Annotated in this window: 13 protein-coding genes; 10 read left to right on the top strand and 3 right to left on the bottom strand. The window is 63.9% G+C overall.

What is annotated here, in order from left to right; translation table 11 throughout:
• Positions 1 to 99 precede the first annotated feature (99 nt).
• From cysT to ACVWZT_RS09905, 9 genes are all read left to right on the top strand, one after another.
• Positions 100 to 918, top strand: coding sequence for a sulfate ABC transporter permease subunit CysT (cysT, locus tag ACVWZT_RS09865; protein ID WP_289133489.1), 819 nt, complete (start codon positions 100 to 102; stop codon positions 916 to 918).
• 11 nt (positions 919 to 929) lie between these two features.
• On the top strand, positions 930 to 1,802 hold the full coding sequence (gene cysW, locus ACVWZT_RS09870; RefSeq protein WP_225779670.1) for a sulfate ABC transporter permease subunit CysW: 873 nt from the start codon (positions 930 to 932) through the stop codon (positions 1,800 to 1,802).
• Between the two features lie 3 nt (positions 1,803 to 1,805).
• A complete protein-coding gene (locus ACVWZT_RS09875; protein WP_114171931.1) occupies positions 1,806 to 2,795 on the top strand; it encodes a sulfate/molybdate ABC transporter ATP-binding protein in 990 nt (329 codons plus the stop codon).
• 297 nt (positions 2,796 to 3,092) lie between these two features.
• Entirely contained in the window at positions 3,093 to 3,878 is a 786-nt protein-coding gene (locus tag ACVWZT_RS09880; RefSeq protein ID WP_296232587.1) for an energy transducer TonB, read from the top strand.
• A gap of 30 nt (positions 3,879 to 3,908) precedes the next feature.
• Positions 3,909 to 4,628 (top strand): MotA/TolQ/ExbB proton channel family protein, encoded by a 720-nt coding sequence (locus ACVWZT_RS09885; protein ID WP_457469112.1) that lies wholly within the window; start codon positions 3,909 to 3,911, stop codon positions 4,626 to 4,628.
• A gap of 1 nt (position 4,629) precedes the next feature.
• Positions 4,630 to 5,031 carry an ExbD/TolR family protein gene (locus ACVWZT_RS09890; RefSeq protein ID WP_296232589.1) on the top strand — a complete coding sequence of 134 codons (402 nt, stop codon included), beginning with the start codon at positions 4,630 to 4,632 and terminating at the stop codon, positions 5,029 to 5,031.
• Positions 5,032 to 5,233: 202 nt separating this feature from the next.
• Positions 5,234 to 5,815, top strand: a complete 582-nt coding sequence (locus ACVWZT_RS09895; protein WP_296232590.1) for an alpha/beta hydrolase — start codon at positions 5,234 to 5,236, stop codon at positions 5,813 to 5,815.
• A gap of 61 nt (positions 5,816 to 5,876) precedes the next feature.
• Positions 5,877 to 6,707, top strand: coding sequence for a sigma 54-interacting transcriptional regulator (locus ACVWZT_RS09900; RefSeq protein WP_457469114.1), 831 nt, complete (start codon positions 5,877 to 5,879; stop codon positions 6,705 to 6,707).
• A 174-nt stretch (positions 6,708 to 6,881) separates the two neighbouring features.
• Entirely contained in the window at positions 6,882 to 7,667 is a 786-nt protein-coding gene (locus ACVWZT_RS09905; RefSeq protein ID WP_457469115.1) for a MetQ/NlpA family ABC transporter substrate-binding protein, read from the top strand.
• Positions 7,668 to 7,898: 231 nt separating this feature from the next.
• On the opposite strand, the gene ACVWZT_RS09910 is transcribed toward ACVWZT_RS09905, so the two are convergent.
• Together ACVWZT_RS09910 and ACVWZT_RS09915 are read right to left on the bottom strand one after the other, a co-directional pair.
• On the bottom strand, positions 7,899 to 8,717 hold the full coding sequence (locus ACVWZT_RS09910) for an alpha/beta fold hydrolase (RefSeq protein WP_296232594.1): 819 nt from the start codon (positions 8,715 to 8,717) through the stop codon (positions 7,899 to 7,901).
• A gap of 63 nt (positions 8,718 to 8,780) precedes the next feature.
• The gene (locus ACVWZT_RS09915; RefSeq protein WP_457469116.1) at positions 8,781 to 11,144 is read right to left on the bottom strand and encodes a penicillin acylase family protein; all 2,364 of its coding nucleotides are present in this window, start codon (positions 11,142 to 11,144) and stop codon (positions 8,781 to 8,783) included.
• A gap of 86 nt (positions 11,145 to 11,230) precedes the next feature.
• Here ACVWZT_RS09915 and ACVWZT_RS09920 point away from each other — a divergent pair, with 86 nt between their 5' ends.
• Positions 11,231 to 11,797, top strand: a complete 567-nt coding sequence (locus ACVWZT_RS09920; RefSeq protein WP_457469118.1) for a sugar O-acetyltransferase — start codon at positions 11,231 to 11,233, stop codon at positions 11,795 to 11,797.
• On the opposite strand, the gene ACVWZT_RS09925 is transcribed toward ACVWZT_RS09920, so the two are convergent.
• Positions 11,776 to 12,345, bottom strand: a complete 570-nt coding sequence (locus ACVWZT_RS09925; RefSeq protein ID WP_457469119.1) for a DUF6436 domain-containing protein — start codon at positions 12,343 to 12,345, stop codon at positions 11,776 to 11,778. The two genes, ACVWZT_RS09920 and ACVWZT_RS09925, sit on opposite strands and share 22 nt — an antisense overlap.
• Between the last annotated feature and the right edge of the window lie 5 nt (positions 12,346 to 12,350).

Genomic DNA, 12,350 nt, shown 5'->3' on the forward strand with positions numbered 1-12,350 from the left:
CGCCAGGGAAAAGCGGGGCTGCAAGGCAGCCCCAGGATTCACAAGCCTGCACCGGCCCGGGATTGATCCCGGGCTTCGTGCGTTCAACCAGGGATATTTATGTCACGTCGCATTTCCCCCGTCATACCCGGCTTCGGGCTGACGCTGGGCTACACCTTGGTGTACCTCAGCCTGATCGTGCTGATACCGCTGGCCGCCATGTTCGTGCATGCCGCGCAGCTGACCTGGGAGCAGTTCTGGAATGTCATCAGCGCTCCGCGGGTGATCGCCGCGCTCAAGCTGAGTTTCGGCACCGCCCTGTTCGCCGCCATCATCAACGGCCTGATCGGCACCTTGCTGGCCTGGGTGCTGGTGCGCTACACCTTCCCTGGGCGCAAGGTCATCGATGCGATGATCGACCTGCCATTTGCCCTGCCCACCGCCGTTGCCGGCATCGCCCTGACTGCCCTGTACGCGCCTTCGGGCTGGGTCGGCCAGTTCGCCACCGACCTTGGCTTCAAGATCGCCTACACCCCGCTGGGCATCACCCTGGCCCTGACCTTCGTCACCCTGCCGTTTGTGGTGCGCACGGTACAACCGGTGCTGGCCGACATCCCGCGCGAAGTCGAGGAGGCCGCTGCCTGCCTGGGCGCCAAGCCGTTGCAGGTGTTCCGCCATGTGCTGGCGCCGGCGCTGCTGCCCGCCTGGCTCACCGGCTTTGCCCTGGCCTTTGCCCGCGGTGTGGGCGAGTATGGATCGGTGATCTTCATTGCCGGCAACATGCCGATGAAGACCGAGATCCTGCCGTTGCTGATCATGGTCAAGCTCGACCAGTACGACTACACCGGCGCGACCTCCATCGGCGTATTGATGCTGGTGGTTTCCTTCATCCTGCTGCTGCTGATCAATCTGCTGCAGCGCCGCATCGAAACCCCTTGAAGGAGGCCGGCATGTCCAGTTCAACCCTGAATGCAACCGCCGCCGCCAACGCCGCCCGCCGTGGCAGTGCGACTTCGCGGCGCGTCCTGATCAGCCTTGGCTGGCTGGTATTCGCGCTGTTCCTGCTGCTGCCGCTGGTGATCGTGGTATCGCAGGCACTGAAGAACGGCTTTGGCACGTTCTTCGAGGCGATCCTCGAGCCGGATGCTTTGTCGGCGCTGAAGCTGACCTTGATCGCGGTGGTCATTTCGGTACCGCTCAACCTGGTGTTCGGGGTCAGCGCCGCCTGGTGCGTGAGCAAGTACACGTTCCGCGGCAAGAGCCTGCTGGTCACGCTGATCGACCTGCCGTTCTCGGTGTCGCCGGTGATCGCCGGCCTGGTGTACGTGCTGATGTTCGGCGCGCAGGGCCTGTTCGGGCCGTGGCTGCAGGACCACGACATCCAGATCGTGTTCGCTTTGCCGGGTATCGTCCTCGCCACCATATTCGTCACCGTGCCGTTCGTGGCCCGTGAACTGATCCCGTTGATGCAGGAACAGGGCACGCAAGAGGAGGAGGCTGCGCGCCTGCTCGGCGCCAATGGCTGGCAGATGTTCTGGCATGTGACCCTGCCGAACATCAAATGGGGCCTGATCTACGGCGTGGTGCTGTGCACCGCGCGGGCCATGGGCGAGTTTGGCGCCGTGTCGGTGGTGTCGGGCCATATTCGTGGCGTGACCAATACCCTGCCGCTGCACGTGGAGATCCTCTACAACGAGTACAACCACGTGGCGGCCTTCAGCGTGGCCAGCCTGCTGCTGATCATGGCGCTCTTCATCCTGCTGCTCAAGCAGTGGAGCGAGAACCGTATTAACCGCCTGCGCCACAGCGCCGCGGAGGAATGATTCATGTCGATCGAAGTTCGTAACGTCAGCAAGCGCTTCAACAGCTTCCAGGCACTGGACAACATCAACCTGGACATCAACAGCGGCGAGCTGGTGGCCCTGCTTGGCCCGTCCGGCTGTGGCAAGACCACCCTGCTGCGCATCATTGCCGGGCTGGAAACCCCCGACCAGGGCAATATCGTGTTCCATGGCGAAGACGTGTCCGGCCATGACGTGCGTGACCGCAACGTCGGTTTCGTGTTCCAGCACTACGCCTTGTTCCGTCACATGAGCGTGTTCGACAACGTCGCCTTCGGCCTGCGCATGAAGCCCAAGGGCGAGCGCCCGAGCGAAAGCAGGATTGCCGAAAAGGTGCATGAGCTGCTGAACATGGTGCAGCTGGACTGGCTGTCCGACCGCTACCCCGAACAGTTGTCCGGTGGCCAGCGCCAGCGTATCGCCCTGGCCCGTGCGCTGGCGGTGGAGCCCAAGGTACTGCTGCTGGACGAGCCGTTCGGTGCCCTGGATGCCAAGGTGCGCAAGGAACTGCGCCGGTGGCTGGCGCGTCTGCACGAGGACATCAACCTGACGTCGGTATTCGTCACCCACGACCAGGAAGAAGCCATGGAAGTGGCTGACCGCATCGTGGTGATGAACAAGGGTGTGATCGAGCAGATCGGCTCGCCGGGCGAGGTGTACGAGCACCCGGCCAACGATTTCGTCTACCACTTCCTGGGTGACTCCAACCGCCTGGCCTTGAGTGAGGGACACCATGTGCTGTTCCGCCCGCACGAAGTGTCGTTGTCGCGGCACGAGACCGAGGGGCACCATGCCGCCGAGGTGCGCGATATCCGACCGCTGGGCGCTACCACGCGGGTGACCCTGAAGGTGGAAGGGCAGAGCGAGCTGATCGAGGCCGAGGTGGTCAAGGACCATGACAGCCTGACCGGGTTGGCGCGGGGCGAGACATTGTTCTTCCGGCCGAAGGTCTGGCAGAAAGTGGCGGATATCTGAGCCGCCTTCGAACATGAAAAACCCGGGCTCTGTCCCGGGTTTTTCATGCCTGGCGGGTGTCCGTGGCCGCTTCGCAGGCCTGGAAATCCCATGCATTGCGCGCATATTTTGCATGCGCCTGATGCACCGTTTTTTCCCGCCACAGCCACAGCCCACGGAATCCGCGGCGTCGAAGTCATCGCGAAAAAGAGATATTCATTTAAGTTCTAAGTTTAATTTTAAACATTCCTTTAAGGGATAAGACCCTGGTTCCATGATTCAGACACACCCTGAATCGAGACCCTGGGAGTTTTATCAATGGGTAATGTCCAGTCGGCCATGAAGGCCTACGCCCAGCCATGGCGCACCGCTCCGGGTGACCTGATCGAGCTTGGGCGCACGCTTCGCCTCCCGCTCGGCCAGCTGCGCCTGCAACGCACGCCTGTCAGCGCGCTCAAGCGCCGCGACAAGCTGGCGCTGGGCCTGCTGGTGCTGGCACTGCATGCTGCGGTGGCCTACTGGATCAGCCGGGCGCCTACGCCCGAGCTACCGGTAGTCCCGCCGCAGGTGCTGCCCATGACCATCGAATTCGCCGCGCCTGCCCCGCCTGTGGTCGAGCCGCCGCCACCTGCCCCGGCACCGCCTGTGGTCCAGCCGCCAGCGCCTGAAGTGATCGACGAACTGGCCAGCAAACCCAAGGCCAAGCCCAAACCCGTGCCCAAGCCGGTGGTAAAGCAACAACCCAAGCCGGTCGAAGCTGCGCCGTCGGTCCCCGTAGCCGCCCCGGCAGCACCGGCACCCGCGCCTGCCGTGCCCGCCCCGATAACCCCGGCATCGGCGAACGCCGCGTACCTGAAGAACCCGGCGCCGGAATATCCGCAGTTGGCCCAGCGCCGTGGCTGGGAGGGCACCGTGCTGTTGCGCGTCGAGGTGCTGCCCAGTGGCGCGCCCGGACAGATCCAGATCCAGAAGAGCAGTGGCCGCGATGCCCTCGACGCCGCCGCGCTGGCGGCAGTCAAGCGCTGGAGTTTCGTTCCGGCCAGGCAGGGCGACGTGGCCCAGACCGGCTGGGTCAGTGTGCCGATCGATTTCAAGCTTCGCTAACTATTCCGCAGAACACAGGAAGACATCATCATGAGCCTGCTGGCATCCCCACTCGAGTCCGTTGAAAGCGCAGTCATCTGGCTGTTGGTTGGTTTCTCTGTCGTCACTTGGGGCCTGGCCCTGGTCAAGGCCTCTCAGTTCGTGCGCTTGAAGCACCAGGACAAGCGCTTCCACCAGCAGTTCTGGGCCGCCTCGAGCCTGGACTCGGCCGCCGAGCCCAGCCACGAGCTGCCGGGCCCGGCTGCACGCGTGGCCCAGGCCGGCTACGCCGCCATCGCTGTGGGCGATACCCAGGCCAGCGACTTGAGCCACGCCATCAACCACCAGGACCGCCTGGAGCGTGCACTGCGCCAGCAGATCGTGCGGGAGCGCCGCTCGCTGGAAACCGGCCTGGCGGTAGTCGCCAGTATCGGCAGCACGTCGCCCTTCATCGGCCTGTTCGGCACCGTGTGGGGCATCATGGAAGCGCTCAAGGGCATCAGTGCGGCCGGCTCTGCCAGCCTGGAAACCGTCGCCGGGCCGATTGGTGCGGCACTGGTGGCCACCGGTGTGGGTATCGCCGTCGCGGTACCGGCGGTGCTGGTCTACAACTATTTCCTGCGCCGGCTCAAGCTCACTGCAGCCGACCTCGATGACTTCGCCCATGATTTCTACAGCCTGGCGCAGAAGAGTGCTTTCCGCGTACTGGTGCACCCGGCCGTGCACGCGCACCAGGGTGGGTTCACCCAGCCAGTCAAGGAGGCTTCCTGATATGGCCTTCTCGACCCAGGACAATGACGAAGTCCTCAGTGAAATCAACGTTACGCCCCTGGTGGATGTGATGTTGGTGCTGCTGGTGGTATTCATCGTCACCGCGCCGCTGCTGACCAACGCGATTCCTGTGAACCTGCCCAAGACCGAGGCCGTGGCGCCGGTGGAGCAGAAGGACCCGCTGGTGGTCAGCATCGATGGTGGTGGCAAGCTGTTCATCAACAAGGACCCGATCCAGCCAGATCTGCTGGAAACCAGCCTCAAGGCCGCCAAGGACAAGGACGCGCAAGTGCGTGTGCAGCTGCAGGCCGACGACGGTGTCAACTACGGCGAAGTGGCACGGGCCATGGCGGCGATCGAACGTGCGGGCATCAGCAAGCTGGCGGTGATTACCGCGCGCTGAACCCCGGCAACCCCCTTCAGGCAAGTGCTTATGGGCCATATCTCTTGGCAGGGGATGGCCCATTTTTTTTGCCATAAGCGCCCGTCCAACGATCGCTTCGATTTGTTATTTGGTTATTAACAAATAGCTTCTTATTCCTTTACCGATATAACTGCCGCCCTATACTGGTCTCCAAGCACGCAAACTTACTGGAGGCGTCCCCATGCGCAACGAGTCGATCCGTTACCTGATTGTGCCGGGCTGGCAAGGATCGCCAGACAATCATTGGCAAAGCCACTGGCAGCGCACCCTGCCCAACAGTGCGCGGGTCGAGCAACAGGACTGGTTGACCCCGCAGCGCCAGGACTGGGTGCAGGCGCTGGAGCAGGCGATTGCCGCCGAGCGCTCGCCGGTCATCCTTATTGCCCACAGCCTGGGCTGCGTCACGGTCGCCCATTGGGCCGCCCAAGCCAGCCCGGCCTTGCTACGGCGGGTGCGTGGTGCCTTGCTGGTGGCGCCGGCGGATGTCGAACGGCCCGGTTGCGCACCCGCCTTGCGCAACTTCGCGCCGATCCCGACCGAGGCGCTGCCGTTCCCCAGCCAGGTGGTCAGCTCGGACAACGACCCGGCCGTGAGCGTGCCACGGGCGTTGTACCTGGCCCAGGCGTGGGGCGCCGAAGCGGGGCTGCTGACCAACGCCGGACACATCAACGTCAAGTCCGGCCATGAGCGTTGGGAGCAGGGGTTCGCTTACCTGTATCGCTTGCAGAACCGGGTCGAGCAGCGCGCGCTGCGCCGCGCCTGATCACCCTACTGTTTACCGTTTGCGACGCCCGGCCACTGCAGGCCAGGGGCGGGAGTTCGTCATGACTTTTCAAAACCCGTTTGGCCAGCCGTTGCTGACTTTCCCCGAACTGGACAAAAGCCCGCTGAGCATACGCGCCAAGGCGCTGGTATTCATCGACCCGCGTTCCCAACGGCTGCGCGAGCAACTCGAGCGCCTGGCGCCACAGCCCCTGCCGGTGCTGATCCGTGGCGAAACCGGCACCGGCAAGGAGCTGCTGGCTCGGCAAATTCACCGCGCCAGCGACCGCGGAGGGTTGTTCGTGTCGGTCAACTGCGCGGCCATCAGCCCCACCTATGCCGATGCCGAGCTGTTCGGCTACAGCGCCGGTAGCCACGCAGGCACGGCCAGCAGCCGCGCCGGCTGGTTTGGCTCGGCCAACGGCGGCACGCTGTACCTGGACGAGATCGCCGACCTGCCGCTGGCCATTCAGGGCAAGCTGCTAGCCGCCCTGGAAAACCGCGAGGTTACCCGGGTAGGCGCGCAGCAGCCGCAGCCGGTGGATGTACGCCTGGTAGCCGCCACCAGCATCGACCTGGCCCGGGTGGTAAGCGCGGGGCGCTTCAACGAGCGCTTGTACCAGTACCTGCGCGAAGGGGCGCTGGAGCTGCCGCCACTGCGTGAGCGGCCGGGCGACATCCTGCCGTTGGCCGAATATTTCGTCGGTATCTACAGCGCGCGCCTGCAAAGGCCGGTGCCGCTGCTGAGCGAGGCCGCACAACAGCTACTGGAAGCGCACTTCTGGCCGGGCAATACCCGCGAGCTGGAGAACATTATTCACTTCGCCCTGCTGGTGAATGACGGCGAGGAAATTCTGCCGAAGGACCTGGATTTGCCCAGCCCTGCGCGCTAGACGACGCTCATGAACAAAGTCGCTGATGGCGATTTGCTTTTGGCATAAGCAGCTAAATAAAAGATATTGTTGCGGAATAAAAAATCTAGGTATTGTCCGCCTTATGCCCGCTGATGAACCGGTTGGGCACCCGATTCGCCATCGTCGATGGCCAGAACCAGAACAAGGACCACCATGAAGAAGACCCTGCTGACCACCGCCCTGGCTGCCGCCCTGTCGTTCGCCGGCCTGGCTGCTGCCGCCGAGAAACTGGTGGTTGCCGCCACCCCGGTACCGCACGCTGAAATTCTCGAGTTGATCAAGCCGACCCTGGCCAAGGAAGGCGTGGACCTGCAGATCAAGGTGTTCACCGACTACGTGCAGCCCAACGTGCAAGTTGACCAGAAACGCCTGGACGCCAACTACTTCCAGACCCTGCCGTACTTGCAGAACTTCAACGAAGGCAAGGGCACCCACCTGGAAACCGTGATCGGCGTTCACGTCGAGCCGTTCGGTGGCTACTCGAAGAAGGTCAAGAACCTGAGCGAGCTGAAAGACGGCGCCACCGTTGCCATTCCCAACGAAGGTAGCAACAGCGGCCGTGCCTTGCTGCTGCTGCAGAAGGCTGGCCTGATCACCCTGAAAGACCCGAAAAATGCCCTGGCCACACCCAAGGACATCGCCGAGAACCCGAAAAAGCTGAAGTTCCGCGAGCTTGAATCGGCCATGCTGCCGCGCGTGCTGGACCAGGTCGACCTGGACATGATCAACACCAACTACGCCCTGGAAGCCGGCCTGAACCCGGCCAAGGATGCGTTGGTGATCGAAGGCAGCGACTCGCCGTACGTGAACTTCCTGGTCGCCCGCCCGGACAACAAGGACAGCGAAGCCATCCAGAAACTGGCCAAGGCCCTGACCAGCCCGGAAGTGAAGGCCTTCATCGCCAAGAAGTATGAAGGTGCGGTACTGCCGGCCTTCTGATCCGCAAGCTGTATGGAGATAACGCCGACGCATTCATGTCGGCGTTTTTGTATCTACAGGACTACCACACGCTTGAACATTGAGGAGATCCTGCGGCGGCACCTGTCTTGTGTTGCCTGTGATGGCCTTATCGCCGCCAAGCCAGCTCCCCAGGATATTCACAGGCCTGAGGGAAGCTGCAGGGTGATAGCTGGTTTGCCGGTGATGCACTGCAAAGCAGGCCCGGTAATTTCACTGATTGCGCGGCAACCAGTTCAACAGGAATTCATTGACCACCCGTGGGTTCTCCAGGCTGGAGATATGCCCGGCAAAGGGGATCTGCGCCGCCAGGCAACCAATGACCTGGGCCATTTCGTTGGATTCTGCAGGCGGCCGTGGAATGTCCCGGTCGCCACAGACCACGATGGTCCGCTCGCTGGCCAGCTCACCCAACCGCGACAGCAGGTCCGGTCGGCCAAAAATCACCCGCCCCAGTGGATCGAGGCTTTGCCGAATGACTTCGGCACTGCTCGCCTTCAGCGCTGCCCGGAAGCTTTCCCTGACCTGCGGCACCGTCTGCCCACCCGCGTGGAAGAACATCGGCACGACGATATCCAGCAACGGCTCCGGGAACATGCCTGCGCCACTGGCCGCGTCCAGCAGGCCGAAATACTTGAGCCGGGTCGCCTCCGGTTCTGCGCCGAGGTAGGTATCCATCAATACCAGGCGGTCGACCCGCTGGGGGTGCTCCAGGGCCAGCTGTGCACCCCACATGCCACCGACCGACAGGCCGACCAGGTGGCATTGGCCAATATCCAGGGCATCCAGCAGCGCCAGGTGCTGGCGGGCCAGGGCGCTCATGTCGGTGGTCGTGGCAGGCGGAGCGTCGGAGCTGCCGTGGCCCCACAGCTCGGGCACGATGACGCGAAAGTGGGCCGACAGTGCCTCGATCTGTGGCCGCCACATGTCGGCGGACCACAGGTAGCTATGGCCGAGCAGCACCGGGAAGCCCTGGCCCTGGTCGACGTAGCTCATGCGGGCGCCGTCGATTTCGATGAAATGTCTTTGCATGGAGTGGGTCTCGGCTGGAAGGTCTGTAGAGTATTCGAAATTGTCGGGGCCGCTGTGCCGCCCTTAAGGCTCTGGCACCAATCGCAAGGTGCTCTGCGCCGGAATTATGCCCATCTGCGCCCGTTGGTACTGCCCCTGCACATAGCCCCCGGCCTGGTCCGCGTAGTGCTCATCGAACGGCACGCCACTCTGCCCGACCGGGTTGCTGGTCAGCGCCAGCCCGGCATCGGCGAAGTCGATCAGCCGTCGGGTAGACGGCCCATAGTTCACCGGCCATGGCGCTGGGCCGATCTTCGCCGAAAGATTGTTCGGCACCTCGTGGGTACCCGGCGCGGCGAACGGGCCGACGTTGAATAGCAGGTGAAGTGGCTTCTTCACCCCAAGCGGGTGGTTGTGGGTCAGGGTGTGCGCCTTGCCCCACTGCCAGCTGGCCGAGTCGTTGCCCATGGTGTCGCGCAGGTGCTTCAGGCTGTTCTGCCAGGCCGCGCGCACGATGGCGCTGCGGTCGGTGCGCTGGTTGCCACCACGGGTGTTCCACCAGGGCGAATCGGCATCCACCGCCAGGCGTGGCAGGGCGGCGTCGATGACGCGGGTGCTGATCAGCACCGGGAACCAGGTATCGCCCAATTCGTCATGCAGTGCGGCGAATGCCAGTTCGTAGAGGAACTGGTTGAAGAGCGTGGCACTGACCGAATCCAGCGGATAGTCACCTGCCCAGGCGGCCAGTTGCTCCACCAGCTCCTTCTCTTCGTCACCCTCGGCTACCGCGCGCAACGTTGCCAGCAGCGGGGCAAGGGTTCGCGGGCCATAATCGCTGGCGGTGCCCAGCTGCAACGTCTGGCTGTTTTGCGTGTCCCACTTCACCTCGGGGTTGGCCAGCTGGTTGTCGAGCTGACGGCCGCGGTCCGGCAGGTTGTAGTAACCCGGTATCGGCACCGCTGCCGGCGGTTGGTAATTGGCCGACACGATATAGCCGCGCGCTGGGTTCTCCTGCTGCGGGTTGACGCTGAAGGGGTAGAAGCCGAGCTTGTTGGCCTGGGCGCTGGCGCCGTCGAGAATGAAGGCCGGGTCGACCCCGTCGGGGCGGATCGGCAGCTGCGCCGCCGCCCACCAGCCAATGTCGCCACGGGCATTGGCCCAGACGAAGTTCAGCCCAGGCGCGTGCACCTTGGCGGCGGCTTCGCGCATTTTGCTCAGGGTGTCGGCACGGTTGATCTGGTAGAAACCATCGAGGATCGGGTTTTCGGTTTCCAGGAATGCCCACCACATGGCGATCGGCGTGGGGCCGGCGGTGGCGCCCAGCACGTCGTTGACGATCGGGCCGTGGGGTGAGCGGCGCAGGCTCAGGGTGACCGGTGCTTCGCCTTTCACGGCGATCTGTTGTTCGGTCTTTTCCAGCGCCTGCCATTGGCCATCGATCATGACCTGGTTGGCGTCGGCCGGGTTGCTGCGTTCGGCGACCAGGTCGACGTCATCGTTCTGGAACATGGTCAGGCTCCAGCCGAAGTCGCGATTGTGGCCGAGCAGGGCGAACGGGTTAAGGGCCTGGAAGTACCCATACAGGTTGAAACCGGGCGCTGACAGTTCGGCCTCGTACCACACTGCCGGCACGGCAAAGCCGATGTGCGGGTCGCCGGCCAGCAGCGGCTTGCCGCTGCGGGTGCGGCTGCCGGCCACGGCCCAGGCGTTGCTGCCTTCGAACTGGGGGATACCGGCCTCGCCTAGCGCGTCACGACCAAGGCGGGCGAGGGCCTCGAGGCTGTGCCAGTCGCCAGCGGCCAGTGGTGTACCCAGGGCGCCCTCCGGCTGCCAGCCGAGATCGAAGATGCCCAGGTACTCGGGGCCCAGCTGGTCACGGATATAGGTCAGTGCCGGCTCGGTACGAAAGGCGGCGGCGAAACTGTAGGCCAGGTAGCCGGCGATGCTGAGCGTGTCTTCTGCGGTGAACGCGCGCGGGGTGATACCGAGCAGGTCGAATTCGACGGGCTTGGGATGGCCGGCCTGCCAGCTGTTCACGCCATCGAGGTAGGCCTGCAAGGCCTGCCAGGCCGGGGACTGACGATCCTGACGCTTGGCCATCAGGGCGGCCTGTTCGCGAATGCGCAGGCTGCGGAACAGGGTGTCGGTGGGTAGCAGCTTGGCGCCCAGCACCTCGGCCAGTTCGCCACGGGCCAGGCGGCGCAGGATCTCCATCTGGAACAGCCGGTCCTGGGCATGCACATAGCCCAGTGCCCGGTACAGGTCCGTCTCGCTCTGCGCCTGCAGGTGCGGCACGCCGCGGGCGTCGTAGCGTACGCTGACCGGCGCCTGCAGGCCGGCGACGGCCACCTCGCCCTCGCGCTGCGGTAGTTTGCCCTGCACATACCAGTATCCAGCGCCGGCGGCCACGGTAACCACCACCGCCAACAGGGTCAGGCTGCGCTTCATTCAGGCTCCTTGTGCATTCCAGCGAAAAGTGTGGTCCGATGATCGGCGGATTCGCGAACAGAGCATAGTCCCAGGAAGGAGTTTCCATGTCCCTCAGCGAAAAACAGAAAATGCTTGCAGGCCAGCTCTACCATGCCGGTTGCCCCGAGCTGCAGGCCGAGCAGATCGCCAACAAGCACTGGATGCACCGTTACAACAACAGTGTCGAGCTGCTCAACGAAGCACGGCATGGGCTGTTGGCCGAGCATTTTGCCCAGGTTGGCGAAGGCGCGGTGATCCGCCCACCGTTCCATTGCGACTATGGCTACAACATCAGTGTCGGCCGCAATACCTTCATGAACTTCAACTGCGTGATTCTCGATGTGTTGCCGGTGCGGATCGGCGACGACTGCCAGATCGGCCCCAACGTGCAGATCTACACCGCCGACCATCCGCTCGACCCCGAGGTGCGACGCACAGGGTTGGAAAGCGGGCGGCCGGTGACAATCGGCAACAATGTGTGGATTGGTGGTGCGGCGATCATCCTGCCCGGCGTGAGCATTGGCGACAACGCCGTGGTGGGTGCCGGTAGCGTGGTCACGCGGGATGTACCGGCCGGGGCGACGGTGATGGGTAACCCGGCGCGGGTGCGTCAACCGCGCCAGGGGCAGTAGCAGCCCACGGCAAGGGTATTCGAGGCGCTCACCTGTCGACCGTCGAGCAGGGCCTTCAGGATGGGCTCGATGAAACTGTTGCTGGAGTTGCACACCGCACCTTCGCTGTACGGGCCGAAGTAAGCCAGGCGGCCTTGCCGGTCCCAGATGGCCACGGCCGGAGAGGCCGGCAGCCGTTCGCTGCCGGGCAAACCGGCGATGGGCTGCAGGCTGCTCAGGTTGGCAGGCAACTGGCCATGGCTGCCTGGCTTTTGCAGTACGTGGAAGGTCACCCCGCGCTCGGCAAACTGGCTGACCAGTTCGCCCAGGTGTTGCTGGTTACCGACGTTGCACGGGCAGGTCGGGTCCCAGAAGTGCACCACGCGGATCGGGCCGGGGCCGGCCAGTTTGGCGGGGAGTTGCAGGAGGCTGCCGTCGAACAGCGTGGCCTGGTTGTCGAACGGCCGCAGGTAACGAGCCTGGAACGTGGTGTAGGCCTGCCAGAGGATGGCGGCACCGGCCAGGAGGGCGATTGCTGTGCACAGCGGTTTGATGATCCGGTTATTCATGCAGT

This window comes from Pseudomonas sp. TE21394 (genome assembly GCF_054057835.1).